Annotated in this window: 27 protein-coding genes; 17 read left to right on the forward strand and 10 right to left on the reverse strand. The window is 74.1% G+C overall.

What is annotated here, in order from left to right; translation table 11 throughout:
* Positions 1 to 22: 22 nt before the first annotated feature.
* The 3 genes from ACI78T_RS12365 to ACI78T_RS12375 are packed head-to-tail and all read left to right on the forward strand — an operon-like array spanning position 23 to position 1912.
* Entirely contained in the window at positions 23 to 613 is a 591-nt protein-coding gene (locus tag ACI78T_RS12365; protein WP_456558394.1) for a DUF2589 domain-containing protein, read from the forward strand.
* A complete protein-coding gene (locus ACI78T_RS12370) occupies positions 610 to 1293 on the forward strand; it encodes a hypothetical protein (RefSeq protein ID WP_456558395.1) in 684 nt (227 codons plus the stop codon). Before ACI78T_RS12365 ends, ACI78T_RS12370 begins: the two co-directional genes overlap by 4 nt.
* 10 nt (positions 1294 to 1303) lie before the next feature.
* A complete protein-coding gene (locus ACI78T_RS12375) occupies positions 1304 to 1912 on the forward strand; it encodes a DUF2589 domain-containing protein (protein WP_456558396.1) in 609 nt (202 codons plus the stop codon).
* A 2-nt stretch (positions 1913 to 1914) separates the two neighbouring features.
* Here the strand turns inward: ACI78T_RS12375 and ACI78T_RS12380 are convergent, their stop codons facing one another.
* The 3 genes from ACI78T_RS12380 to ACI78T_RS12390 are packed head-to-tail and all read right to left on the reverse strand — an operon-like array spanning position 1915 to position 4611.
* Positions 1915 to 3390: an aldehyde dehydrogenase family protein gene (locus ACI78T_RS12380; protein WP_456558397.1), complete on the reverse strand. Its 1476-nt coding sequence runs from the start codon at positions 3388 to 3390 to the stop codon at positions 1915 to 1917.
* A gap of 38 nt (positions 3391 to 3428) precedes the next feature.
* A complete protein-coding gene (locus ACI78T_RS12385) occupies positions 3429 to 4043 on the reverse strand; it encodes a GPP34 family phosphoprotein (protein WP_456558398.1) in 615 nt (204 codons plus the stop codon).
* A gap of 1 nt (position 4044) precedes the next feature.
* A complete protein-coding gene (locus tag ACI78T_RS12390) occupies positions 4045 to 4611 on the reverse strand; it encodes a hypothetical protein (RefSeq protein ID WP_456558399.1) in 567 nt (188 codons plus the stop codon).
* An 87-nt stretch (positions 4612 to 4698) separates the two neighbouring features.
* Here ACI78T_RS12390 and rpe point away from each other — a divergent pair, with 87 nt between their 5' ends.
* The 8 genes from rpe to ACI78T_RS12430 all read left to right on the forward strand — a co-directional run bounded on the left by rpe (position 4699) and on the right by ACI78T_RS12430 (position 10572).
* On the forward strand, positions 4699 to 5370 hold the full coding sequence (rpe, locus tag ACI78T_RS12395) for a ribulose-phosphate 3-epimerase (protein WP_456558400.1): 672 nt from the start codon (positions 4699 to 4701) through the stop codon (positions 5368 to 5370).
* Entirely contained in the window at positions 5367 to 6428 is a 1062-nt protein-coding gene (gene ribD, locus ACI78T_RS12400; protein ID WP_456558401.1) for a bifunctional diaminohydroxyphosphoribosylaminopyrimidine deaminase/5-amino-6-(5-phosphoribosylamino)uracil reductase RibD, read from the forward strand. Before rpe ends, ribD begins: the two co-directional genes overlap by 4 nt.
* Before the next feature lies 1 nt (position 6429).
* Positions 6430 to 7038 (forward strand): riboflavin synthase, encoded by a 609-nt coding sequence (locus ACI78T_RS12405; protein WP_456558402.1) that lies wholly within the window; start codon positions 6430 to 6432, stop codon positions 7036 to 7038.
* Positions 7035 to 8363, forward strand: coding sequence for a bifunctional 3,4-dihydroxy-2-butanone-4-phosphate synthase/GTP cyclohydrolase II (locus tag ACI78T_RS12410; protein ID WP_456558403.1), 1329 nt, complete (start codon positions 7035 to 7037; stop codon positions 8361 to 8363). The genes ACI78T_RS12405 and ACI78T_RS12410 overlap by 4 nt, the downstream gene beginning before the upstream one ends.
* Positions 8360 to 8893: a 6,7-dimethyl-8-ribityllumazine synthase gene (gene ribH / locus ACI78T_RS12415; protein ID WP_456558404.1), complete on the forward strand. Its 534-nt coding sequence runs from the start codon at positions 8360 to 8362 to the stop codon at positions 8891 to 8893. Before ACI78T_RS12410 ends, ribH begins: the two co-directional genes overlap by 4 nt.
* Positions 8890 to 9153, forward strand: a complete 264-nt coding sequence (locus ACI78T_RS12420; RefSeq protein WP_456558405.1) for a phosphoribosyl-ATP diphosphatase — start codon at positions 8890 to 8892, stop codon at positions 9151 to 9153. Before ribH ends, ACI78T_RS12420 begins: the two co-directional genes overlap by 4 nt.
* 94 nt (positions 9154 to 9247) lie before the next feature.
* Complete coding sequence (gene hisG, locus ACI78T_RS12425; RefSeq protein WP_456558406.1) at positions 9248 to 10114, forward strand: ATP phosphoribosyltransferase; 867 nt, start codon at positions 9248 to 9250, stop codon at positions 10112 to 10114.
* An 11-nt stretch (positions 10115 to 10125) separates the two neighbouring features.
* Positions 10126 to 10572 carry an SSI family serine proteinase inhibitor gene (locus tag ACI78T_RS12430; protein ID WP_456558407.1) on the forward strand — a complete coding sequence of 149 codons (447 nt, stop codon included), beginning with the start codon at positions 10126 to 10128 and terminating at the stop codon, positions 10570 to 10572.
* A 3-nt stretch (positions 10573 to 10575) separates the two neighbouring features.
* On the opposite strand, the gene ACI78T_RS12435 is transcribed toward ACI78T_RS12430, so the two are convergent.
* Positions 10576 to 11583: a DUF2877 domain-containing protein gene (locus tag ACI78T_RS12435; protein WP_456558408.1), complete on the reverse strand. Its 1008-nt coding sequence runs from the start codon at positions 11581 to 11583 to the stop codon at positions 10576 to 10578.
* A 368-nt stretch (positions 11584 to 11951) separates the two neighbouring features.
* Here ACI78T_RS12435 and ACI78T_RS12440 point away from each other — a divergent pair, with 368 nt between their 5' ends.
* Both ACI78T_RS12440 and ACI78T_RS12445 read left to right on the forward strand, forming a co-directional pair.
* A complete protein-coding gene (locus tag ACI78T_RS12440) occupies positions 11952 to 13802 on the forward strand; it encodes a PucR family transcriptional regulator (protein WP_456558409.1) in 1851 nt (616 codons plus the stop codon).
* A 44-nt stretch (positions 13803 to 13846) separates the two neighbouring features.
* On the forward strand, positions 13847 to 14572 hold the full coding sequence (locus ACI78T_RS12445) for a DUF5995 family protein (RefSeq protein ID WP_456558410.1): 726 nt from the start codon (positions 13847 to 13849) through the stop codon (positions 14570 to 14572).
* A gap of 26 nt (positions 14573 to 14598) precedes the next feature.
* Here ACI78T_RS12445 and ACI78T_RS12450 read toward each other — a convergent pair whose 3' ends face one another.
* Complete coding sequence (locus tag ACI78T_RS12450) at positions 14599 to 16143, reverse strand: helix-turn-helix domain-containing protein (RefSeq protein WP_456558411.1); 1545 nt, start codon at positions 16141 to 16143, stop codon at positions 14599 to 14601.
* Positions 16144 to 16223: 80 nt separating this feature from the next.
* Between ACI78T_RS12450 and ACI78T_RS12455 the strand changes: the two genes are divergently transcribed.
* Both ACI78T_RS12455 and ACI78T_RS12460 read left to right on the forward strand, forming a co-directional pair.
* The gene (locus ACI78T_RS12455) at positions 16224 to 16970 is read left to right on the forward strand and encodes an SDR family oxidoreductase (RefSeq protein ID WP_456558412.1); all 747 of its coding nucleotides are present in this window, start codon (positions 16224 to 16226) and stop codon (positions 16968 to 16970) included.
* A 105-nt stretch (positions 16971 to 17075) separates the two neighbouring features.
* The gene (locus ACI78T_RS12460) at positions 17076 to 18020 is read left to right on the forward strand and encodes a DMT family transporter (protein ID WP_456558413.1); all 945 of its coding nucleotides are present in this window, start codon (positions 17076 to 17078) and stop codon (positions 18018 to 18020) included.
* Between the two features lie 2 nt (positions 18021 to 18022).
* Here the strand turns inward: ACI78T_RS12460 and ACI78T_RS12465 are convergent, their stop codons facing one another.
* The gene (locus ACI78T_RS12465; protein ID WP_456558414.1) at positions 18023 to 18487 is read right to left on the reverse strand and encodes a pyridoxamine 5'-phosphate oxidase family protein; all 465 of its coding nucleotides are present in this window, start codon (positions 18485 to 18487) and stop codon (positions 18023 to 18025) included.
* 145 nt (positions 18488 to 18632) lie between these two features.
* Between ACI78T_RS12465 and ACI78T_RS12470 the strand changes: the two genes are divergently transcribed.
* Positions 18633 to 19643, forward strand: coding sequence for an Acg family FMN-binding oxidoreductase (locus tag ACI78T_RS12470; protein ID WP_456558415.1), 1011 nt, complete (start codon positions 18633 to 18635; stop codon positions 19641 to 19643).
* Positions 19644 to 19653: 10 nt separating this feature from the next.
* Here ACI78T_RS12470 and ACI78T_RS12475 read toward each other — a convergent pair whose 3' ends face one another.
* The 4 genes from ACI78T_RS12475 to ACI78T_RS12490 all read right to left on the reverse strand — a co-directional run bounded on the left by ACI78T_RS12475 (position 19654) and on the right by ACI78T_RS12490 (position 21490).
* Entirely contained in the window at positions 19654 to 20442 is a 789-nt protein-coding gene (locus tag ACI78T_RS12475; protein ID WP_456558416.1) for a DUF998 domain-containing protein, read from the reverse strand.
* On the reverse strand, positions 20430 to 20834 hold the full coding sequence (locus tag ACI78T_RS12480) for a hypothetical protein (protein WP_456558417.1): 405 nt from the start codon (positions 20832 to 20834) through the stop codon (positions 20430 to 20432). The genes ACI78T_RS12475 and ACI78T_RS12480 overlap by 13 nt, the downstream gene beginning before the upstream one ends.
* Before the next feature lie 74 nt (positions 20835 to 20908).
* On the reverse strand, positions 20909 to 21109 hold the full coding sequence (locus ACI78T_RS12485; protein ID WP_456558418.1) for a hypothetical protein: 201 nt from the start codon (positions 21107 to 21109) through the stop codon (positions 20909 to 20911).
* Positions 21110 to 21190: 81 nt separating this feature from the next.
* Positions 21191 to 21490: a hypothetical protein gene (locus ACI78T_RS12490; RefSeq protein WP_456558419.1), complete on the reverse strand. Its 300-nt coding sequence runs from the start codon at positions 21488 to 21490 to the stop codon at positions 21191 to 21193.
* Between the two features lie 281 nt (positions 21491 to 21771).
* Here ACI78T_RS12490 and ACI78T_RS12495 point away from each other — a divergent pair, with 281 nt between their 5' ends.
* Positions 21772 to 24330 carry an ExeM/NucH family extracellular endonuclease gene (locus ACI78T_RS12495; RefSeq protein ID WP_456558420.1) on the forward strand — a complete coding sequence of 853 codons (2559 nt, stop codon included), beginning with the start codon at positions 21772 to 21774 and terminating at the stop codon, positions 24328 to 24330.
* Positions 24331 to 24401: the final 71 nt, after the last annotated feature.

The following is a 24401-nucleotide window of genomic DNA, read 5'->3' on the forward strand; positions in this document are numbered from 1 at the left end:
CCGAGCGCGAAGGAGCACCGTCATGCCGATCAACATCGGGCAGGAGATGGCCCTGCCCATGGAGCAGATCATCGGCGGCCCCCTGCAGGCGGTGGTCAAGGCGCAGGCGCTGGCGGCGTCCAGCACCGTCGACTTCATCCAGCAGGTGGGGCTGAACCCGGCTCCCGGCGGCGGCGGGGCGCAGACCGCGCGGACGGTGGACTTCTCGTTCCAGCGCCGGGTGCCCGCCCGCGAGGACGACAACGGCCCCAGCGACGTGCTCACCACGGAGACCGTCGCGCTCACCGTCCCGCTGCTGACCGTCGTCCCGGTGCCGTTCATCCGCGTCAAGGAGGCGACCGTCGACTTCGAGGCCCAGGTCAGCAGCAGCACCCTGAACACCACCGACTCGACCTTCGGGATCAGCGCCGAGGCATCGGGCGGCTTCTGGGGCGTGAAGTTCACCGTCAAGGCCAGCTACACGCGCAACACCAAGTCCTCCGACCAGGTCAACAGGTCCTCGACGCTGAAGGTGCACGTCTACGCCGTGCAGGACGAGATCCCCGCCGGCCTGGACCGCGTCCTGACGATCCTGCAGACGGCGATCGACGACGGCGTGGAAGAGCCCGCGTGAGCGTCGAGTTCGGAGACGCGGTGTCGGCGCTGGCGTCCTCGCTGGTCGCCGCCCGCCGCGCCCTGGACGCGGCCACGGCCGAGCTGTCCGCGGCCTACGCGGCCGACGAACGCCTGCGCTCGCTGCCCGTGCCCGCCTTCTCCCTGGCCGAGGCCCGCTTCGACGTCCCGTACGTGGTCGACTCGGTGGAGGAGGTGGGCCCGCCCCGTCTGGAGCTGCCCCGACGGCCGGTCGTCGCCATCGGGGAGCGGGAGATGGCCTCGCTCCTGCGCGGGGCCCCCGCCGACGTCGGGGCGCGGCTGGAGCAGTTCGTCGAGCAGCACGCCCGGCTGCGCGACCTCTACGACCGCGCCCGCGACGACCCGGAGTCGCTGCGCGACGAGCCGGTGCCCGAGCTCGTCCGGCTGTCCCGCGCCGACCTCGCCGCCCTGCGGGCGTCGGCGAGCGGTCCGGCCAGGGAGCAGCTCACCGCGGTCATCCGCGACGCGCAGGAGCTGCACAAGCTGCTGCAGGACGCGGCGCAGAAGAGCCGGCCCACGCAACGGGTCTTCATCCGGCTGGACGCGGACTCGCTGTCGGGGGTTCCGCCGGAGCAGATCCAGCGCGCGTCCCTGACCTTCCGGGACGTGCCCAAGGCCATGGTCGACGTCGGCGGCGAGCCCGTCGTCGTCCCGGACTGAGGGGGAGGCCGTGGCCGAACCGGTCAGTGGGACCGCGCGGCTGATCGAGGACTACCTCGGGTCGACCCTCGGGTCGCTGGTCAAGGCGCAGGGGCTGCTGTCGAGCCAGCTGGCCGAGTTCATCGAGCGGGTCGGCTTCGAGCCGCCCGAGGACGACGACGGCGCGCCGCTGCGGGCGCGCACCTTCAGCTTCGCTTTCGAGCGCACCGAGGTGGGCGAGGGCGACGAGCTGGTCACCCGCCGGGTCACCGCCTCGCTGCCCCTGCTCAGCATCGTGAGCCTCCCGTCGCTCGCCATCGACGCCGCCGACGTCCAGATGGACCTGCGCATCGTGGCTACCGAGGCGCCGCCGGAGCCGCCCCAGCCCGAACCGCGGCCGCCGGGCCGGCCGCCCGGCGGCCCGCTGATCCCGCCGGTCCGGCCACCGCTGCGGATGTGGGCGATCCCCGTGCGACCGGCACCCCTGCCTCCGCTCGGCCGCCCGGCGTCACCCGATGCCGCGACGATCGGGAGCATCCGCGTCTCGGTCACCCTGCGGCGGCTGGAGCTGCCCCTCGGGCTCGAGCGGGTGGAGCGGCTGCTGAACGAGGGCTACCGCGAGGAGTTCGACGACGGCTGAGCTCAGAAGGGGAACTGCCGCTTGGTGTGCTGGACGCTGACCCAGTGGTCGGTGGTGAACTCGTCGATCGCCCACTCGCCGCCGAACCGGCCCAGTCCCGACTCCTTCTCGCCGCCGAACGCGGTGTTGTTCTCGTCGTTGAGCGGGGAGTCGTTGACGTGGGTCATCCCGGCCTCCACGCGCAGCGCGAACCGCACGCCGCGCTCGGTGTCCTCGGTGAAGACGGCGCTGGAGAGGCCGTACTCGGTGTCGTTGGCGATCCGCAGGGCGTCGTCCTCGTCGCGCGCCCGGATGATCGTGGCCACCGGACCGAAGACCTCCTCGCGCGCGGTGGTGACGTCGTTGGTGCCCAGCAGGACGTGCGCCGGCAGGACGGAGCCGATCGGGCCGGACGGGTCGCCGCCGAGGAGCTGTCGCGCACCGTCGTCCTTGGCCCGGGCCACCTTGTCCTGGATGCCCTCGAGCTGCTTGGCGTTGATGATCGGCCCGATCACCGTCCCCGGGTCGCGCGGGTCGCCGGTCCCCAGTCGCCCCACCTTGGCGACGAACCGGTCGACGAACTCGTCGTGCACGGAGGCGTCGACGACCACCCGGTTCGTGATCATGCAGACCTGGCCCTGGTGGAAGAACTTGCCCCACACGGCCGCGTCGACGGCGTAGTCGAGGTCGGCGTCGTCGAGGACGACCAGCGGGCCGTTGCCGCCCAGCTCGAGGGACAGCTTCTTCAGCCCGGCCTTCTCGGCGATGCCCTTGCCGACCGGGGTGGACCCGGTGAACGAGACGACGCGGGGGACCGGGTGGGAGACGATCGCGTCACCGATCTCGCTGCCCGACCCGATCACGACCGAGAGGAGCCCGTCGGGCAGCCCGGCCTCCTCGAGGACCTTGGCCAGCAGCAGGCCACCGGTGACCGGGGTGTCACCGGCCGGCTTGAGGACGACGCCGTTGCCGACCGCGAGGGCCGGCGCAACGGAGCGGTTCGACAGGTGCATCGGGACGTTCCACGGGCTGATGACGGCGACCACGCCCACCGGCCGCTTGTAGACGCGGCTCTCCTTGCCCTCGATGTCGGCGGGGAGGATCCGTCCCTCGACGCGGTAGGGGTAGGACGCCGCCTCGTGGAAGTCGCGCTGGGTGATGGCGAACTGGAAGTCGGCCACCGGCGCCGCGCACCCGGTCTCGCGGATCAGCCAGTCGACGATCTCGTCCTTGCGGGCGTCCATGACGTCGGCGGCCTTCCGCATGACCGCAGCGCGTTCGCCGGGCAGCCGCCCGGCCCAGTCCCGCTGCGCCTCGCGGGCCGCCGTGTACGCCTGGTCGAGGTCGTCGGCGTCGGCCAGGCGGAGCTCGGTGAGGGTCTCGCCGGTGTAGGGATCGGTGTCGGTCGCGGTGCGTTTGGAGCTGCCGGGCCGCCAGGTGCCGGCTATGGGCATGCGGTCGAGGCCGTCGTAGCGGGCGGGGGCGTCGTCGGGAGACATGGGCGGGGCCCTACCCGGTGGCGCGCGACGGACACGCCTCAGTAGTACGGCGAACCCGTGCCGTCGGCGGCGCCCGCAGCGCGGAGGTTCCGGCGCTGCGCCTCGTGCAGGTGGCCGGTGACCGTCTCGCAGATCCAGCGCAGCGCGCCCGTGGCGGCCAGGTCCTCCTCCGCCACCTCCTCCGGACGGCGTCCCCAAGCGCCGCACGCGGTGGCCAGGGCGGTGACCGCCGCGGCCTCGGGCTGGAGCCCCTCGTCCGGACGCCACCCCTCGGTGGGTTCGTCGGTGTCCAGGGGGTGCAGGTCTTCGTACCGGCGGCCCAGCAGCGTGCGCCGCACGGCCCAGCGGCCGGCCGTGACCGCGGCGTCGGCCACGTCCTCCATGCGGACGCCGCCGTGGTCGAGCCACCAGGCCAGCGGGCGCTCTGGCTCCACCTCGATCGCCGCCAGCAGCCGGTCGGCGGGGGGGAAACCGGTGGGGGTGAGGTCGGTGGAGATGCTGTCGTGCTCGTCGGCGAGCCGGCCGGCACGGGTCAGGTCGACGAGGAGGGCGCCGCGGGCGGCGGTGTCCCATATGTCGAACTCCCGCAGCCGTCCGTCGTCGGTCAGGCAGATCGCGGCCAGCCGGACGGCCACACCCTCGCTCAGGTCCACGTCAGTCCTCTCTGGGAAGGGGGTCGGCGAGCCAGCGGCGGGCGCGGCCGTGCCGCACTACCGTCCAGACCAGGACGCCCGCGCCGGCGGAACCGAGCATCGCCGCAGCGATCCAGGGCAGGCCGTCGGTCGCACCCTCGGTCACCGCGAGAACAGCCACCGCGGTCAGGCCCAGGTAGGTGGCCCACGACCAGAACGCGGTGCGGTAAGCGTGCTCGCCGACCCGATCGCGTTCGTCCGGCCCGATGCTCACGTGGTGGCGCAGCGCGTGGCGCAACCGCACCGATCGCCTGGTCTTCTGCTCCCACTCGCCACGGCCGCGGTCGGTGACGCTGCACCTCACCACCTCGCCCACGTACACCACGGTCACGAACAGCCACGGCCACCAGACCCAGCGGAACGGCGGCTGCTCGTAGACCACCACGCGGATCACGGGCGCGGCGACCACCCAGAGGACCAGGCCGGCGGCGAGCAGCTCCTCGAGCCGCCGGCGCCGGCGCAGCAGCGGGGCCCAGTCGGCCGGTTCCCAGCCCTGGTCCTCGCGCAGGTCGGCGCGCACGTCGTCCACGCCGGCAGGTTAGGGCTCCGCCCGGTTCCGCGGCGTCCACCGCACGGGCGAAAGCGCTCGTCCCCGGCGCACCTAGACTCGGCGGACGTGCCCCGGGAACCGTTGATCGCGCCCAGCCTCCTGTCGGCGGACTTCGCGCGCCTCGGGGAGGAGGCGCAGCGGGTCGCCGACGCGGACTGGCTGCACTTCGACGTGATGGACGCGCACTTCGTGCCGAACCTGACGTTCGGCCTCCCGGTGATGGCGGCGCTCCAGAAGGTGAGCCCGGTGCCGCTGGACTGCCACCTGATGATCGAGAACCCCGAGCGCTGGGCTCCCGGCTACGCCGAGGCCGGTGCGCGCAACGTGACCATCCACGCAGAGGCGACCGACGACCCCCGCGCGGTGGCCCGCGACATCCGCGCCGCCGGAGCGCTCGCCGGCCTGGCCATCAAGCCGGGCACGCCGCTCGAGGACCACCTCGACGTCCTCCGCGACTTCGACACCCTGCTGGTCATGAGCGTCGAGCCGGGCTTCGGCGGCCAGTCGTTCATCGCCGACGTCCTGGCCAAGGTCCGGACGGCGCGGCGGCTCGTGGACGCCGGCGAACTGACGTTGCTCGTCGAGATCGACGGTGGCATCAACGCCGACACCATCGAGCAGGCGGCCGAGGCCGGCGTGGACATGTTCGTGGCCGGCTCCGCCGTCTACGGCGCCGACGACCCCGCCAAGGCGATCGCCGCCCTGCGCCAGCAGGCCGCCGCGGCGATGCGCGGGTGACCGTCAGCGACGCCGAGCGCGCAGCGATGGGGCGCGCGCGGGAGCTGGGCGCGTCCGTCCTCGGCACCACGAGCCCCAACCCGGCCGTCGGTGCCGTGATCCTCGACGCGGACGGCGCACCGGTGGGGGAGGGCGCCACCGCTCCGCCCGGCGGACCCCACGCCGAGATCGCCGCCCTGGCGCAGGCCGGGCCGCGGGCGGTCGGCGGGACCGCCGTCGTCACCCTCGAGCCGTGCGCGCACACCGGCCGCACCGGACCCTGCGCCGACGCGTTGATCGAGGCCGGGGTGGCGCGGGTCGTCGTCGCCGTCCCCGAGCCCACCGAGCTGGCCGGCGGCGGGGCCGACCGGCTGCGGGCCGCGGGCATCGAGGTGGAGGTCGGCGTCGAGCGCGAGGCCGCCGAGGCCGGCGCCCTGGCCGGGTGGCTGACCGCCGTCCGGGAGCAGCGGCCGTTCGTGGTGTGGAAGGTCGCCGCCACCCTCGACGGCCGGGTCGCCGCGGCCGACGGGAGCAGCCGCTGGATCACCGGCGAGGAGGCCCGCGCCGCGGTCCACCGGCTCCGGGCCGGGTGCGACGCCGTCGTCGTCGGCTCGGGGACCGCGCTGGCCGACGACCCGCAGCTCACCGTGCGCGACGCCGACGGGCGGAACGTCGACCGGCAGCCGTTGCGCGTCGTCGTCGACCGCCGCGGACGGGTTCCCCAGACCGCCCGGGTCTTCGACGCGGCAGCCGCGACCTTCGTCAGCAAGGCGGGCTCGCCGGACGAGCTGCTGGCCGAGCTGTACGGCCGCGACGTGCGCCGGGTGCTGCTCGAGGGCGGGCCCACGCTGGCCGCCGCGTTCCTCCGCGCGGGGGTCGTGGACGAGATGGTGATCCATCTCGCACCCAAGCTCCTCGGTGACGGGGCTGCCCTGGTCAGCGACCTGGGAATTCGCGGGATCGGCGATGCGCTGGAACTCACGGTCGTCGACGTCACCCGCTTGGGCGGGGACGTGGAGGTCAGGCTGCGCCCGACCCGGCACACTGGTGACCGGCAGGCCGCGGACGGGAGGAGCTGAGGTGTTCACCGGGATCGTCGAAGAGGTGGGCACCGTCGTCGTCCGCGAGGAGCAGTCGGACGCGGCAGTGCTCCGCATCCGGGCCGCCCGGGTGCTCGAGGACGTGAAGCTCGGCGACTCCATCGCCGTCAACGGGGTGTGCCTGACCGTGACCGGCGTCGACGGGGACGTCTGGAGCACCGACGTCATGGCCGAGACGCTCACGCGCAGCAGCCTCGGCGCCGCTCTCGCCGGCCAGCCGGTGAACCTCGAGCGGGCCGTCACCGCCCACACCCGCCTGGGCGGCCACATGATGCAGGGCCACGTCGACGGCGTCGGCCGCATCCTGGGCCGCACGCCGGGGGAGCACTGGGAGGTCGTGCGCATCGCCCTGCCCCCGGAGCTGGCCCGCTACGTCGTCGAGAAGGGCTCGATCGCCGTGGACGGCGTCTCGCTCACCGTGAGCGCGGTCAGCGCGGCCGACGTCCCCGAGCCCTGGTTCGAGGTCAGCCTCATCCCCACCACCCTCCGCGAGACCACGCTGGGCACCCGCGCCCCGGGGGAGCCCGTCAACCTGGAGGTCGACGTGATCGCCAAGTACGTGGAGCGACTCCTGGGAGGCGCGCGATGAGCGGCCCCCTCGGTCGGCTCGACACCATCGAGACCGCGATCGCCGCGATCAAGAGCGGCCGTCCCGTCGTCGTCATCGACGACGAGGACCGCGAGAACGAGGGCGACCTGATCTTCGCCTCCGAGCTCGCCACCCCGGAGCTCGTCGCGTTCATGGTCCGGTACACCTCGGGCTACATCTGCGTGGCCGTCACCGAGGAGGACGCCGACCGGCTCGACCTCCCGCCGATGTTCCGGGTCAACCAGGACCGCCACGGCACCGCCTACACGGTCACCGTCGACGCCCGCGAGGGCGTCACGACCGGCATCTCCGCCGCCGACCGGGCGACCACCATCCGGACGCTCGCCGCCGCCGACACCACGGCGCAGGACCTGAGCCGGCCCGGTCACATCGTGCCGCTGCGCGCCAAGGACGGCGGTGTGCTGCGCCGGCCCGGCCACACCGAGGCGGCCGTCGACCTAGCCGTCCTCGCCGGGCTGCGCCCCTCGGGCGTGCTGTGCGAGATCGTGAGCGAGAAGGACCCCACCGGCATGGCCCGCGGCGAGGAACTGCGCGTCTTCGCCGACGGGCACGACCTGGTCATGGTCTCGATCGCCGACCTGATCGCCTACCGGAAGCGCTTCGACAAGCTGGTCGAGCGGGTCGCCGAGGCCACCGTCCCGCTGGCCCCCGGCGTGTTCACCGCCGTCGGCTACCGCAGCTCCTACGACGAGCGCGAGCACGTCGCCTTCGTCTACGGCGACATCGGCGACGGCGAGGACGTCCTCGTCCGGGTGCACTCCGAGTGCCTCACCGGCGACGTCTTCGGCTCGCTGCGCTGCGACTGCGGCCCCCAGCTGCAGGCCGCCCTGGCGGCCGTCGCCCAGGAGGGGCGCGGCATCGTGCTCTACATCCGCGGGCACGAGGGCCGCGGGATCGGCCTGCTGCACAAGCTGCAGGCCTACCAGCTGCAGGACCTCGGCGTGGACACCGTCGACGCCAACCTCGACCTCGGCCTGCCCGCCGACGCCCGCGACTACGGCACCGGCGCGCAGATCCTCGTCGACCTCGGCGTGCACACGATGCGGCTGCTGACCAACAACCCGGCCAAGCGGGCCGGGCTGGAGGGCTACGGGCTGCGCGTCCTCGGCCGCGTGCCGCTGCCCAGCACGGTCACCGCCGAGAACCTGTCCTACCTGCGCACCAAGCGCGACCGGATGGGCCACCTGCTCGACATCATCGAACCCGAGACCGAGGCCGGTCCGGCGGACACCCGCGCCGAGCCGGTGTCCGCCGACCCGATCCCGGCCGGCGTGCCCCTGCGCGTCGACGAGCAGCCCTCGTGAGCGGCAGCGGAGCGCCCGTCGTCGAGCCGGTCGACGCCGCGGGGCTGACCCTCGGCATCGTGGCCACCACCTGGCACGCCGAGATCACCGACCAGCTGCTCGCCCGCGCCGTCGAGGCGGCGAAGGCCAGCGGCATCGCCGACCCCACCGTCGTGCGGGCACCCGGTGCGGTCGAGCTGCCGGTGGTCGCCCAGGCGCTGACCGAGCGGCACGACGCCGTCGTCGCCCTCGGGGTGGTCGTCCGGGGCGGGACACCGCACTTCGAGTACGTCTGCGACGCGGTGACCGCGGGGCTCACCCGGGTCGCCCTGGACGCCGGCAAGCCGGTCGGCAACGGGGTGCTCACCTGCGACACCGAGGAGCAGGCGCGCGACCGGGCGGGGCTGCCCGGCTCCGCCGAGGACAAGGGCTGGGAGGCCGCCATCGCCGCGCTCGCCACCGCGCTGACGCTGCGCGGGCTCCGCACGCCGGCACGCGCGACCGGTTTCAGCGCGTCGCCGACCGGGGTCATGCGGGACGGAGCGCTGTGAAGACCTTCGACGAGCTGTTCGCCGAGCTGCAGGCGAAGGTGGCGGCCGCCGACCCGGCGTCGGGGACGGTCCAGGCGGTCCGCGACGGCGTGCACGCCGCGGGCAAGAAGGTCGTCGAGGAGGCGTCCGAGTCGTGGATGGCCGCCGAGCACGAGACCAACGAGCGGACGGCGGAGGAGATCAGCCAGCTCCTCTATCGGGTGCAGGTCCTCATGCTGACCCGGGGTCTGACGCTCGAGGACGTCTACGCTCACCTCTGAAAAAAGGGCCCTCGAGCCCCCCACGACACGCTCCGCGCGCCGCGGGTCCCTGCTCGAGGGCCGCCCTGTCATCTCACGTCCGAGGAGACCTCGAGTGCTGCGCATCGCCGTGCCCAACAAGGGTGTCCTGAGCGAGCCCGCGGCCGAGATGCTCGCCGAGAGCGGCTACCGGCAGCGGCGCAGCACCAAGGACCTCGCGGTCTACGACCCGGACAACGACACCGAGTTCTTCTACCTGCGCCCTCGCGACATCGCGGTCTACGTCGCGGCCGGCACGCTCGACGTCGGCATCACCGGCCGCGACATGCTGCTCGAGACCGCGCCCGCCGACGGCGAGGGCGCCGCCGCCGTCGAGGTCATGCCGCTGGGCTTCGGCCGGTCCTCCTTCCGCTTCGCCGCCCCGGTGGAGTCGGGCATCGAGGCGATCGACCAGCTGGCCGGCAAGCGGATCGCCACCGCGTACCCGGTGCTGCTCCAGCGCTACCTCGAGGAGTCGGGGATCAAGGCCGACGTCGTGAAGCTCGACGGCGCGGTGGAGACCGCCTGCCGTCTCGGCGTCGCGGACGCCGTCTGCGACGTCGTGGAGACGGGGACGACGCTGCGGGCCGCCGGGCTGCAGATCATCGGGGAGCCGGTCCTCGCCAGCGAGGCGATCCTGGTCCGCCGGGAGGGCGCCGAGGAGATCCCGGCCGTCGCCCAGCTCCGCCGCCGGCTGCGCGGGGTCCTGGTGGCCCGCCAGTACGTGATGCTCGACTACGACTGCCCCAACGACATCCTCGAGCGGGCCACCGCCGTCACGCCCGGGATCGAGGGGCCGACGGTCAGCCCGCTGCAGACGCCCGGCTGGTCGGCGGTCCGCGCCATGGTCGCCAAGGCCGAGACCAACCGGGTGATGGACGAGCTGTGGGAGCTCGGCGCCCGCGCCATCCTGGTCACGAGCATCCACGCTTCGCGCATCTGAGGAGGGGCACCGTGCGCCGCTCGGTCGTGCTCGCGCTGGCCTCCGTCGCCGTCCTGTCGGCCTGCGCCACGGGCCCCGGGGACGACGCGGCCGGCGGCGACCCGGCCGACTCGACGGCGGCCGGCGACATCGCGCAGGCCGACGACGACCTGCAGGTCACCCTCGACCCGGGCGACGGCTCGCCGGTCCAGGAGTGGACGCTCAGCTGCCGTGACACCCCCGAGGGCAGCCATCCCGACGCGGGCGCGGCCTGCGAGCACCTGAGCGGCATGCGGGACCCGTTCGCGCCGCTCGTCGCCGACGCGGTCTGCACGGAGCAGTACGGCGGGCCGGAGACGGCACGGGTGATCGGCCGCTGGGACGGCGAACCGGTCGACCTCGAGCTGTCGCGGTCCGACGGCTGCCGGATCGCCCAGTGGGACGCCCTCGGCCCGTTGCTGGCCTTCGACCTCGACTGACGGTCAGCGGGGGCGGGCGGTCCGCTCCACGAGGTCGATCGCGGTCGACAGGCCCAGGGCCAGCGCGCGGCCGCTGGTGGCACCGGTGGCGAGCAGCCCCGCCATCGCCGGCGCCAGCGGGCGCTCGCCCACCAGGCCGTAGAGCACCGCGGCGTACTCGGCGCTGACCCGACCGGACGCGGCGTGCCGCAGGAGGGCCCGGGACAGCTCCGTCGTCCGCCCGGCCGCCAGGGCGTAGACGCCCGCGGCGAAGCGCTCCGCCGACGGGTGACCCAGCAGCACCAGGCCGGCGATCGTGCCGGCCATGACGTCGTCGCCGGCGGGGGTGAGGCCGGGGCCGAGGCCGATCAGGCGGGTGGCCGTGCGCAGCGCCGCGTCGAGGTCGGCACGCCGGACCGCGCCCCGGAGGGCGGCGAGCGGCCCGCCGGGCCCGACGGGCAGGCCGGGCAGGGTGAACGCGCTGTGCGGGACGCCCTCGCCGTAGAGCGCGTTGCGCAGCTGGCGCACGCCCTCCGGGAGCAGCGCGGGGCGCAGGCTCGGCAGCTTCGGGCGCGGGTTCCACCACGCGGCGGCGCTGACGGCGAGGTCGCCGACGACGATCCGGCCGCCGCCGACCTCGGCCGGCGCCCCGGCGGGCAGTGCGACGAGCGGGCGGCCGTTGCTCGGCCGGAACAGCACGCAGCCCAGCGGCAGGCGCGCGGCGTCGCTGGTCATCACGCCGACGACGTCGCCGCCGCGGTCGTTCGGGACGTGGACGTACACGGCGGCCGGCAGGCTCATGAGCACGCGGGCGGGCCGGACCGGCCCGCGCAGCAGCTCGGCGATGCCGGTGCTCGCCGCCGAGGGCACCGCCGTGGCCGCGCGGGCGGGCCGGGCGGTGCGGGCGGTGGCCTGAGCCGACTCGCGGGGGAGGGGGATCGTGGGGAACCCGGCCCGCGCTGCTCGGCCGCGCGTCTGCGCGTCCGACTGCGAGTGGCGACCCGGTGCTGAGGTCTGGTCGATCGTGCGCATGGCGGACCCTTCGGCGGTGGGGCGACGGGAGGCGCCCAGTACCCCCCGCCCGGCCCGGACCACGTCCGTCCGCCGGGGGAGGGTCGGTGGTCACCGGGGTCCGGCGACGGCCTACCATCCAGACGAACGGGGTGGACCGGGTCTCGAACCTATTCGGCGCGTCGCACGCCGTCTTATGGCGGAACTCGCCAAGAATGGACCCCGGCGTCCAGGGACTCCTGACAGGCACGAGCGGTATGGCAACCTGGACGGCGACAAGAGGGGGATGTGTCGTGACCCAGGGTGATGCTTCGCTGGTGGCTCCAACGCACCGTAACGGGTCGATCCCTTTCCGGCGTAACTGGGCTGTCGACGAGTCGCGCGTCGAGGTGACGCGGGACGACCGCACCAGCTGGCAGGAGCGCATGGGCCTCACGGTCGAGGAGGCGCTGCAGCTCCCCGGCCTCGCGGGCACGTCGGTGGCCGCCGGCGGCGCCGGGCTCGGCCGCGTCGTCCGGCACATGGTCGTCGACGACCCGGCCGACCCGCTGGCCGCGGCGGGCCCGGACGTCCTCGTCGTCCTCGGCGCCCGGCTGCCCCCGGCCGACCCCGCCAACTGCCGTGCGCTCGTGGAGCGGCTGGACTCCATGGGGACCGCCGCGCTGGCCTTCCGCCGGACCGAGGGCCCCGCGCCGGTGCCGGGCGAGGTGCTGGCCGAGGCCGAGCGCCGCGGGCTGCCCGTCCTCGCGCTGCCGGCGACCGTCCGGCTCGACGAGATCGTCTCCGAGGTGCTCGGCGCCGTCGTCACCAAGCAGGGCCAGGCGCTCGCGCTGTCCTCGCGCATGGACGACGAGTTCATGGAGGTCGCCCTCACCGGGGGCGGGCTCGCCGAGGTCACCCAGCGGCTGGCCGTGATGCTCGAGGGCACCGCGGTCCTCGGCCTGGGACCCGACCGCGAGGTGGTCACCAGCGCCGGCCCTCGCGACGACGTCGAGGAGATCTCCGACTGGCTGTGGCTGCTCGACGCCGCCGCGGACGACGCCCTCGCCGAGCTGACGCCGTCCCGCCGGCTCTCCGGCGTCCGCGCCGACCAGACGGTCGTCACCCCGGCGGACGTGCTCGCCGACGCCGACCTCTCGCCGGCCGACGGCATCCTGCTGGTCCCCGGCCACCACGAGCTCCCCGGCGGCGTGGGCGAGTACGCCGTCGCGCCGATCATGGCCGGCGAGCAGCGGCACGGCTGGCTGGTCGCCGTCCACCGCAGCGGGGCGATGATGCTCGGCGCCGGTGGTGTCCTCGAGCGGGCGGCGGTCATCGCCGCCCTGTCGGTCATCCGCCTCCAGGCCGTCCACTCCGTCGAGCTGCGCTTCCAGGGGGACCTGGTCCGCCGGCTGGTGGGTGGGTCGGTCGGCCACACCGAGCGCACCCTGGCCTACACCCGCTCCTTCGGATGGCGGCTCGACGGCCCGGTCGCGGTGCTCGTCACCGCCACCGAGACCGTCGCGGACGCCGCGGCCGACCCGACCAAGGCCCTCGACGTCCTGGACCGGCTGGCCGACGGCTGGCGGGCCGCGCTGGAGCCGGAGGTCGCCGGGGCGGCGGTCGCGGGGCTGGCCACCGAGATCGTGACGCTGCTGCCGCTCGACGGCCGCACCATGGAGGAGCTGTCCGGGCTCGTCTCCGCCGTCACCTCACGGGTGAACGGCCGGCTGCGCCGGGTGGGCCGGGTGCTCGGCACCGGCATCGGCCGGCCGGCCGACTCGCTGTCGGCGCTGGCGGAGGCGCACCGGCAGGCGCAGCGGGCGCTGGGCGTCGGCCAGGAGATCCACGGCGGCTCGTCGGTCACGCACTTCGACCAGCTCGGGGTGTTCCGGCTGCTGTCGCTCATCCCGGACAGCACGGAGCTGCGGACCTACGTCGACGAGGTGCTCGGCCCGCTGGCCGACGCCGCCGACCCCGACTCGGCCGACCTGCGGGAGACGCTCCGGGTGCTCCTGGAGACCAACCTGAACGTCGCGGAGTCCGCGCGCCGGCTGCACTTCCACTACAACACGATGCGCTACCGGATCGGGAAGCTGGAGCGGCTGCTCGGGCCTTTCACCACCGACCCGACCCTGCGGCTGAACCTGCTCCTGGCCCTGCACGCGGCGCGCATGCGCGGGCTGGACCAGCCGCACCGGCCGCCGATCGAGAGCGGGCTGGCCCTGCCGACCGACGACGGCCTCGACTCGCTGCTCTGACGCAGGCGACGAACCGGCCGGGGACCGCTGCCGTGGTAGGGGGCGTGGACGCGCTCGTCCTCCGCATGGAGCAGCTGCTGGAGTCGCTGGAAGGGGCCGGCGACCCGGCGCGCTTCTTCCTCGGCACCTACCTGCGCACCACGCGAGCGGTCGGCGCCGCCCTGGCGGCCGGGCGGTTCGAGGACCCGGCGTGGGTCGTGCTGTGGGACGTCGACTTCGCGGGCTTCTACCTCGACGCCCTGGAGCTGCACCGCAAGCGACCGGAGGAGGTCCCGGCGCCGTGGCGCCGCGCCTTCGGCGCCGATCCGGGTCTGCCTCCGGAGGCGCACGTGCTGCTGGGCATGAACGCGCACATCAACTTCGACCTGCCGCAGTCGCTCATCGCCGTCATCCCGCCCGAGGACTTCGGCTCGTCGGCCCTGCTCGAGCGCCGCCGGCGCGACCACGAGCGGATCGACGACGTCCTGGCCGCCCGGGTGGGGGAGGAGGACCTCGCGCTGCAGCGTGCGGGAGGCCGGCGCACCCCGCTGGACCGCCTCCTGGCGCCGGTGAACCGGCAGGCCAGCCGGTTGTTCCTGCGCGAGGCGCGACGCAAGGTCTGGGCGAACACCGCGGCGCTGCACGCCGCGCGGCTCCAGGGCGAGGCCGCCTACGTCGTCCGGCTGGCCGACCTGGAGGCGGTCAGCGCCGAACGGGTCGCCGACCTGCTCCGCCCCGGACCTGTACTCGTGCGGCTGGCCCTGCACGGCTTCGGCGTCACGCTCGACTAGCGCGAGACGCGTGGACCGCGATCGGGTCAGTCGTGGAAGACCTCGATGTGGGCGCCCATCTCCACCAGCCGCTCGTAGAGGTGCTCGTAGCCGCGGGCGATGATGTCGACGTTCCGCAGGACCGACGTGCCCTTCGCCGCCAGCATGGCCAGCAGGATGACCACCGCGGGCCGCAGCGCCGGCGGGCAGACGACCTCGGCGCTCGACCAGCGGGTCGGGCCGTTCACCAGCACGCGGTGCGGGTCCATGAGCCGTACGTCGGCGCCGAGGCGCGTCAGGTCCGACAGGTGGATGGCGCGGTTGTCGTAGACCCAGTCGTGGATCAGCGTCGAGCCGCTCGCCTGCGCCGCGATCACGGCGAAGAACGGCAGGTTGTCGATGTTGAGACCCGGGAACGGCATCGGGTGGATCTTGTCGATCGGCGCGTGCAGCACCGACGGCCGGATGGTGATGTCGGACAGCCGGGTGTGGCCGTTGTCGGCCAGGTACTCGGGGGAGAGGTCGTACTGCAGCCCCATCTCGGCCAGCACGGCGAGCTCGATCTCCAGGAAGTCGATCGGCGCCCGCTGCACGGTCAGCTCCGAGCCGGTGACGATGCCGGCGGTCAGCAGGCTCATCGCCTCGACCGGGTCCTCGCTGATCGTGTAGTCCACGTCGGCGTCGAGCACCGGCTTGCCGTGGACGACGAGCGTCGTCGTCCCCAGGCCCTCGATGCCGACGCCGAGCAGCTCCAGGTAGAGGCACAGGTCCTGGACCATGTAGTTCGAGCTCGCGTTGCGGATGACGGTCGTGCCGTCGGTGCGCGCGGCGGCCAGGAGCGCGTTCTCGGTGACGGTGTCCCCGCGCTCGGTCAGCACGATGGCCCGCCGCGGGGCACCGTTCTGCTGCACCGTCGCGTGGTACTCGCCGGCCCGGGCCTCGACCTCCAGGCCGAACGGGCGGAGCGCGATCATGTGCGGCTGCACGGTCCGGGTGCCCAGGTCGCAGCCGCCGGCGTAGGGCAGCTCGAAGGTGTCCGCCCGGTGCAGCAGCGGCCCCAGGAACATGATGATGCTGCGGGTCCGACGCGCGGCGTCGGCGTCGATGGCGGCCAGGTCCAGCTCGTCGGGGACGACGAGGGTGAGGTCGTGCCCGGAGGCGTCCCAGACGGCGGAGACGCCGATGGAGCGCAGCACGTCGAGGATCCGCTCGACCTCGACGATCCGGGCCACGTTGCGCAGCGTCGTCCGGCCGCGGTTGAGCAGCGAGGCGCAGAGCAGGGCGACGGCGGCGTTCTTGGACGACTTCACCGCGACGCTGCCGCGCAGGGGGTGACCGCCGGCGACCCGGAGGTGCGTGGGCCCGGTCGGCCCCAGGCTGATGAGCTCGCTCTCCAGCGCCGCGGACAGGCGGCCCAGAAGCTCCAGGGTGAGGTTCTGGTTGCCCTGCTCGATGCGGGCGACGGCGCTCTGGCTGGTGCCCAGGCGCTCGGCGAGCTGCTGCTGCGTGAGGCCGTGATGGCGCCGGGCGTCGCGGACCAGCGACCCGATGCGCCGCATGGCCGTGTCGGTCGTGGGATCGGTGAGCGTCACGACCACAGACGTTATCTCTTGTGTGAGATAAGGCTGGGTCACGACCCGCCGCGCCACCCGATCGGACCAGACTGCACGACATGGACGTACTGGTGACCGGCGGAACGGGACGGCTCGGGCAGCGGCTGGCCGGGCCGCTCCAGCAGGCGGGCCACGCGGTGAAGCTGATGTCGCGCCGGGGCACCGGACCGGGCGGCGTCAGGGGTGACCTCGCCACGGGCCACGACCTCGACCTCGCGCTGGCCGGCGCCGAAGTCGTGGTGCACGCGGCGAGCGATCCGCAGGGCGACCCCTGGCAGGTCGACGTCGCCGGGACCCGCCGCCTGGTGCAGGCCGTGGACCGGGACCGGCTCCGGCACCTGGTCTACGTGTCCTGCGTCGGCGTGGACCGCATCCCGTACGGCTACTACCGCGCGAAGTTCGCCGCCGAGCAGGTGCTGCTGGCTTCCGGGCTGCCGGTGACGCTGCTGCGGGTCACCCAGTTCCACGAGGTCGTCGACGGGCTGCTCGAGACAGCCCGCCGTGGCCCCGTGCTGCCCGTCCCGATGGGGTGGCGCGTGCAGCCGGTCGACGTCGGGGAAGTCGCGCAGCACGTCGCCGACGTCGTCGGGCGCCCGCCGTCGGGCGGCGTCGTCGAGTACGGCGGCCCCGAGGACCTCTCCGCCGCCGACCTCGCCCGGGCCTGGGCCGCGGCCCGCGCCCCCGGCGCGCACGTGGTGGCGACGCCCGTGCCCGGCAAGCTGGGCGCGGCCTTCCGCGACGGCGCGGCGGTGCCCAGTGGTGGCGAGCGGGGCACCCGGACCTACGGGCAGAACCTGCACGGCTGACGGCGACCGCGTCGTCCCTGCCACTTCCCGCAACGGGACGGTCCTCGGCACGCGGCGTCCGAAAAGCGCCGGAGAACCGTCCTACCCAGCACCTACTGTCCCTCCGTGAGCATCCAGAGCCCCGTCCGTGCCCTGTCCGCGGCCCCACCGGACGGCCGCACGATCGCGGCGGTCGTCGTCACCGTGCTGGCGTGGGCCTCGGCCTTCGTCGCCATCCGCGGGGTGGGGGAGGACCTCTCACCCGGGGCGCTGGCGCTGGGCCGCCTGCTGGTCGGCACGGCGGTGCTGGGCCTGCTCCTGCTCGGCCGCGGCTGGGTCCGGCCGCAGGGCCGCGAGTGGGGGCTGCTGGCCGTCTGCGGCATCGGCTGGTTCGGCATCTACAACGTCGCGCTGAACGCGGCCGAGCAGCACCTGGACGCCGGGACGACGGCGATGCTGGTCAACATCGGGCCGATCCTGATCGCCGTCTTCGCGGGCCTGCTGCTCGGCGAGGGCTTCCCGCGCTGGCTGGTCGCCGGGATCACGGTCGCTTTCGCCGGGGTGGTGCTCATCGGGCTGGCAACACGGAGCGCGGAGACCGACATCCTCGGCGTGGTTCTCTGCGTCGTCGCCGCGGTGACCTACGCCGCCGGCGTGGTGGCGCAGAAGCCCCTGCTGCGCCGGCTGCCCGGCCTGCAGGTCACGTTCATGGCCTGCGCCACCGGCGCGGTCTGCACGCTGCCCTGGGCCGGCGCGCTCGTCGACGACCTCGGGTCGGCACCGGCCGGCTCGGTCCTCGGCATGGTCTACCTCGGCGCGGTGCCGACGGCCCTGGCGTTCAGCACCTGGGCCTACGCGCTCAGCCGGATGGACGCCGGGAAGCTCGGGGTCACCACGTACCTGGTCCCGCCGCTGGTGATCGTGCTGGGCTGGCTGCTGCTCGACGAGGTGCCGCCGGCGCTCGCGTTCGTCGGTGGAGCGGTCTGCCTCGCCGGTGTCGCGCTCTCGCGCCGCCGCGACCGGGTCCGTCCCCCGGTGCCGGTGGCGCAGGAGGCCGGCCCGACCGTCTGAGGTCAGAGGTAGGCGCGCGGGTCGACGGCCGGGGGCAGCTCGCCGGGCACGATCCGGCGTCCGGAGACGTCGTGGGCGATCAGCCGCAGCCAGCTGCCGTGCTCACCGGGAGCCCACGGCTGCACACCGGTCGCACGGGTGCGCTCCACCAGCTCCGCGCGGTGCTCGTCACCGACCTCCTCGGCCTGCCCGCGCACGAGCACGCTCCAGCCGCTGCGCGTCTCCCGGTCGATCTCGTCCACCTCGAACGTCACGTTGGCGTGGCTGGCGGCCCGCAGGATGGTGCCTGGCCGCGTCCGGATGACCAGCGTCGTGCCGTCGACGGCGTAGTTGACCGGCAGGATCAGCGGATAGTGCTCGGCGTTGACGCCGATCCGCCCGATCTCGTGCGTGGCCAGCAGCCGGTAGCACTCGTCGGTCGGGATGGTCTGCATCGTCGCGCCGGGCTGCCCCGGGGAGCTGCTCATGCCCCCATCCTGGCCAGGAGCCGCGCTGTGCGCAGCGTCTCGGCCCTGGGACGGGACCGCGGTGCGCGGTGCGCGGCGAGGATGGGGTAGGCAGGGACCACGTTCCGAACCGTGCAGGGTGCACGGGCCGAGCCGGGAGGTCAGCGTGCAGGAGCAGGACTGGGCGCAGGTGGTCGCCGCCGCCACACGGGCGCCGTCGATCCACAACACGCAGCCGTGGCGCTTCCTCGCGACGCCGGACCGGCTGGACGTCTACCTGGACACCGAGCGCGCCCTCCCGGTGCTCGACCCCACCCACCGGCAGCAGGTGATCAGCTGCGGCAGCGCGGTCGAGTTCGCGGTGGTGGCGCTCTCGGCGGCCGGCTACGACGGCGAGGTCGACCTGCTGACCGACGACGCCGATCCCGACCACCTGGCGACCATCACGGTGACCGGCAGGCGCGAGCCGACGGCGGAGGACGGCGAGCTGGCCGGCGCGATCGAGCGGCGGCACACCGTGCGGGCCGCCTTCGAGCCGCGGGCGGTGCCCACCGAGCTGGTGGACCGGCTCCAGCAGGAGGCCGGGGTCTTCGACACGTGGGTGAAGCCGATCACCCGGTCCGAGGAGGAGGTGGCCACCGTCTTCCTCATCTCCCGCGCGGAGGAGATGGAGCAGGGCGACCCGGCCTACCGCGAGGAGCTGGAGCGGTGGCTGCGCACCGACCCCGGGGCCGTCGACGGCGTGCCCGTCGAGGCGGTGCCCAGCGGTGACCCGCACGCCCGCCCCTCGAACTGGCTGATCCGCGACTTCGTCGTCGGCCAGCGCGAGCAGCACGACTTCCTCGAGGCCGGCGACCCGGACGCGCCGCCGCCGGACGTGGAGCGGCCCACCGTCGTCCTGCTGGGGACCGGCGGCGACGATCGCTACGCCTGGCTGCAGTCCGGAAGGGCGCTGGGTCGGCTGCTGCTCATCGCGACCGCCGGGGGCGTGGCCGCCTCCCCGCTCACCCAGGCGCTGGACTGGCCGGCCACCCGGACCCGGCTCCAGTCCCGCCTCTCCCTGGTCGGGCACCCGCAGATGCTGCTCCGGATGGGGTACCCGCCGGAGGAGGCGTCGGCGGCGGTCAGCGGCCGTCGGCCGGTGTCGGACGTGCTGCGGTTCGAGCCGGCGGGCTGACCGAGCGGGCTCAGTCGCGGCGGCCGCTGCCCGCCCAGGGGTCCTCGAGCTCGTCGTCCGGGTGCGCCTCGGCGCGGCGGCGGGCGGCCGCCTCCAGGGCCGCGTCGCGCTCCGCGGCGCGCGCGGCCCTCTCAGCGCGCGCCTGCTCCCGTTCCTCGCGCCGGCTGAGTCGAGGGGCCTCCTCGTCGGCGGCCTCGCCCGCCGGCGGGCCCATGCGCCAGAGGGCGGCCCCGGCCAGCGCCAGCCCCAGCGGCAGGGGGTAGGCGGCCACCCGCTCCGTGCCGCCCTCGCCGAGGTACTGGGTGACGCCGGTCGTGAAGAAGACCGTCGCGGCGGTGGCGATCACTCCGAGCAGGGCGAGCGCCGTCCCGAGCGCCTCCGAGCGCGGACGAACGGCGTAGGCCAGCGCGATGAGTCCGAGGCCGCCGCCGACCAGGTACAGGACGGCGCCGATCGAGTGCATCGTGGAGTTGCCGTCGGTCGGGAAGACGCCGACCAGCAGCACCCCGGCCGCGGCGGCACCGAGCAGGACCGGCGCCACCTGCGCGGCACCTCGCACCAGCGCGGGCCGGAGCAGCAGCGCCCCGGCCAGGATCAGGGCCGCCTGCACGACGAACGACGCGTTCATCAGCGCGCGGCCGGCGGAGTCGGCGGCCCCGAGCGCGCTGATGACGTCGTCGGCGCGGCTGTAGGACCCCTCGAAGCGGGCCTGCGCGAGCGCCTCGAGGACGAAGAACTGCAGGGTCAGGATCCAGGCGATCGCGCCCCAGCGCAGGCGGTTCCGGTTCACGGCGCCCATCGTCCCAGGCCGTCCCGGTCCGTCCGGTCCAGGACGGCGGCGAACTGCGCCGCCGACAGCCACGAGGGGTTGCTGCCCGCGGGCATCCGCAGCACCTCGGCGTCGCGCATGCGTCGGTCGGCGAGCAGCTCCGCCCGCGGGACGTGCCGGTCGAGGAGAGCCAGGCGCACGTGCAGAACGGGTCCGTCCGCCCGCTCCTCGACGCTGTCGGTCACCTCGCCCAGCGCGTGCACGCCGGGCCGGTCCGGGCCGCTGAGCCACAGCAGGCACGGCTGGCCGGGTGCGATCAGGTCCAGGCGGTACGAGCGGCGGACGCACCGGTCCAGCTGCTGCGGATCCGGAGCGGCCCAGCCGGGCGCGATCTGCTCGGGCGGGCGGCTGGTCTTGAGCACCCAGCAGGCGACGTCGCCGACGGACAGCCGGGACGCCCGCCTGCCGGGCCGGTCCTCGCTCAGTCGGTGGCGCGTCAGTCGGTGGCGGAGTGGAACTCGGCACCGGCCGGGTCGGCGTCGTCGGAACCGACCGCCTGCCGCTCCTGCTCGGTGCGGTGCTCGAGCACCTCGTCGTCCGGGTGCGGGTCCTTGGCGTGCTGGGTGCGGTCCCGGGTGACGTTCTCCTCGGGCTGGATGACGTCGTCGAGGCTGGGGGTGTCGTGCGGGCCGGTCATCGGTGCTCCGTCCGTGTGGAGTGATCGTCTGCACCGGGGCCATAGCCGTGGGGGGCTCGGGGTAATCCCGTGATCCGGCCCTCAGCGCGGTTCGAGCCGGGCCGCGGGCAGCCAGGTCTCCACCAGCGCGGGCCCGTGCGGCCCGGTGACCGTGTAGGCGACGCGGCCCTGCCAGCCGCCGCCGCGCTGCCGCCACTCGACCAGCAGGCCCGGCCAGATGCCCGGGGCGTCGGGCGGGTCGTGCACCCAGCAGTGCCGCCCCTCGCCACCGTCGCCGGCCGCCGCGTACGACGGCCCGGCCGCCGGCGCCGGTGCGTCGGTTCGGACGCCGGACGCGGCCGCCCGCTCGCCGAGGGAGCGCCCGCCGCGTCCTGGAGTCATGCCGCCGGCCACGTCGGAAGTCTCGCACGCACGTCGAACGTCTGTTCGACTCCCGGCGTGTCGCCGCATGTCGTCACTGCGTGTCGCCCGGCAGTCCGGGGCATCCGAGATGGAGGCTTTTCTGTGACGTCCCCGTCACATAACGTCGCGCCGTCGTTCATCCGGCGTACCTAGCGTCGCCGTGTCCTCACTGTCCGTCCGAAAGGACCCCTGTGCTCGCACGACTCGGCAGTCCGCGCGTTCTCGCGCGCCGCACTGCTCTCGGCACCCTCGCCGCCTCCGTGGCGGTCGTGGGCCTGCCTGCCCTCGCGCAGGCCGCGCCGCCCACGACCCCCTACATCTCCGAGTTCCACTACGACGACGACGGCGCGGATGCCGGCGAGTTCGTCGAGGTGACGCTGCCGGCCGGGACCACGTCCCAGGGCCTCTCGGTCGTCCTCTACAACGGCAACGGCGGCGCGTCGTACACACCCCTGGTCACGTTCCCGTCGGTCACCGCTCCCGCCGACGCCCCGATCGCGATCTCGGGCAACGCGGTCGGCGCGCAGAACGGGGCGCCCGACGGGCTGGCGCTGGTCCAGGACGGCAAGGTCCTCGAGTTCCTCTCCTACGAGGGCACGTTCACCGCCAGCAACGGTCCCGCGGCCGGCCGCACGAGCGTCGACGTCGGCGTCGCCGAGGCCGGCACCGAGCCGGACGGGCTGTCCCTCTCCCTCCGCTTCGACGCAGCCGGTGCCGGCGCGTGGTACCCGCCGGCACCGAACACGCGGAACCAGGTCAACCCCACCTTCGAGGCTCCCGACTCCTGCGACGTCGATCCCACGCACGAGATCGGCCAGGTGCAGGGCAGTGGCGCGAGCACGCCCCTGCCCGGCCAGCAGGTGACCGTCCGCGGCGTCGTGGTCGGGGACACCCCGGGCCTGTCCGGGTTCTACCTGCAGAGCCCGGACGGTGACGGGGACGCCGCGACCTCCGACGGCATCTTCATCGAGTCGGGCATCGCGGTGGATCTCGGCGACACCGTCGCGGTCACCGGCGGTGTCCGGGAGAACTTCGGCCAGACGCAGATCACCTCGCGCGAGGACGTCGCGGTGTGCGAGGACGGCGACGCGGCCGATCTGCCCAAGCCCGTCCTCCTCGACCTCCCCGCGACCGCCGCCGAGCGCGAGCCGTTCGAGGGGATGCGCGTCACGCCCGACAGCAGCCTCGTCGTCAGCGAGGTCTTCACGCTGGCCCGATACGGCGAGCTGATGCTGGCGGCCGACCGGGTGCTCGTCCAGCCCACCGAGCTGGCGCGTCCGGGCACCGCCGCGGCGGCCGCGGTCGCGGAGGACAACGCCCTGCGGCAGATCGTCCTCGACGACGCGTCGAACGCCACCCTCTCGGTCACCAACCGCCCCTACCTGTCGCCGGCGACGCCCGTCCGCGTCGGTGACACCGTCACCTTCACCGAGCCGACGGTGCTGGGCTTCGGGTTCGGCGACTGGCGGCTGCAGCCGGCCGACGGCACCGCTGACGGCACCTTCGCGCCGCAGAACACCCGCTCGGACGTCAGTGAGCCCGACGAGGTCGGTGGCGACGTGCAGATCGCTGCCTTCAACGTGCTGAACTACTTCATCTCCTTCGGCCCGGAGAGCCGGGGTGCGCCGAACCAGGCGGAGCTCGAGGAGCAGGCAGCGAAGATCGTCCCCGCCATCCAGGCACTGGACGCCGACGTCGTCACGCTCATGGAGATCGAGGACACCGACTCCACCGGCCATTCGCGCGGCAACGCCGACGGTGCGCTGGCCGACCTGGTGACGCGGCTCAACACCGCGGAGGGTTCGCAGGTCTGGAGCTACGTGCCGCTCCCCGACGAGCTGTACGAGGTCGACCGGGACGTGATCCGCAGCGCGATCATCTACCGCCACGATGTCGTGCAACCCGTCGGCGACCCGGTCGGCCTGGCCGACGAGGACGTCTGGTTCAACGCCCGCGAGCCTCAGGCGCAGACCTTCGTGAAGGACGGTGACGCCTTCACGGTCGTGGCCAACCACTTCAAGTCGAAGGGCAGCCCGCCCGAGGACGAGAACGGTGACCCAATCGAGGGCGACCCGAACAACGACTACGGGCAGGGCAACTGGAACGTCGCCCGAGTCGCGCAGGCCGAGTCGCTCGCCGCTTTCGCGGACGTGCTGCAGGAGTCGACCGGCGACCACGACGTCGTCCTGATGGGCGACTTCAACGCCTACACCCAGGAGGACCCGATCGTCGAACTGGCCGAGGCGGGCTACGGCGACCTGGGTGAGGAGTTCGACCCGGGCCGCTACAGCTACGTCTTCGACGCGCTGTCCGGCTCGCTCGACCACGCGCTCGCCACCGCGGAGCTCCGGCACAAGGTGACCGGGCTGGCGCACTGGAACATCAACGCGGTCGAGTCCTCCGCCTACCAGTACGACGGCGACGCGGCGCTCTACGCGCCGGACCCGTACCGCTCCAGCGACCACGACCCGCTCGTCCTCGGCATCGACCTGGAGGAGCGCTGCCAGGGCCTGCTGCCGACCATCACGGGCACGAACCGCGCCGACGTCCTCAAGGGCACCAACGGCCGGGACGTGATCATGGGTCTCGGTGGCGACGACGTCATCACCGGCGGCAACGGCGACGACGTCATCTGCGGCGGTTCCGGGAAGGACCGGCTCTCCGGTGACAACGGCGACGACGTCCTCAGCGGCGGCTTCGAGGACGACCTCCTCGACGGCGCCAACGGGGAGGACCGGCTGATCGGCGGCCCGGGGGCCGACGTCCTGAACCAGGGACGCGGCAAGGGCTCCCAGGAGCAGGAGGGCGTCGAGTCCTGATCCGTCCCCGCACCTGAACCGCGCCGGCGCGGGCACCTCGTCAGGAGGTGCCCGCGCCGGTCGCGTTCCGG

The organism is Blastococcus sp. SYSU D00922 (assembly GCF_054050495.1).

Coding starts and splice junctions, on each gene's coding strand:
- ACI78T_RS12435 (WP_456558408.1), bottom strand. CDS start 11,583: ATGCGCACGATCGACCAGACCTCAGCACCGGGTCGCCACTCGCAGTCG.
- ACI78T_RS12455 (WP_456558412.1), top strand. CDS start 16,224: ATGGACGTACTGGTGACCGGCGGAACGGGACGGCTCGGGCAGCGGCTG.
- ACI78T_RS12475 (WP_456558416.1), bottom strand. CDS start 20,442: ATGGGCGCCGTGAACCGGAACCGCCTGCGCTGGGGCGCGATCGCCTGG.
- ACI78T_RS12410 (WP_456558403.1), top strand. CDS start 7,035: ATGAGCGGCCCCCTCGGTCGGCTCGACACCATCGAGACCGCGATCGCC.
- ACI78T_RS12365 (WP_456558394.1), top strand. CDS start 23: ATGCCGATCAACATCGGGCAGGAGATGGCCCTGCCCATGGAGCAGATC.
- ACI78T_RS12490 (WP_456558419.1), bottom strand. CDS start 21,490: ATGACTCCAGGACGCGGCGGGCGCTCCCTCGGCGAGCGGGCGGCCGCG.
- ACI78T_RS12485 (WP_456558418.1), bottom strand. CDS start 21,109: ATGACCGGCCCGCACGACACCCCCAGCCTCGACGACGTCATCCAGCCC.
- ACI78T_RS12465 (WP_456558414.1), bottom strand. CDS start 18,487: ATGAGCAGCTCCCCGGGGCAGCCCGGCGCGACGATGCAGACCATCCCG.
- ACI78T_RS12380 (WP_456558397.1), bottom strand. CDS start 3,390: ATGTCTCCCGACGACGCCCCCGCCCGCTACGACGGCCTCGACCGCATG.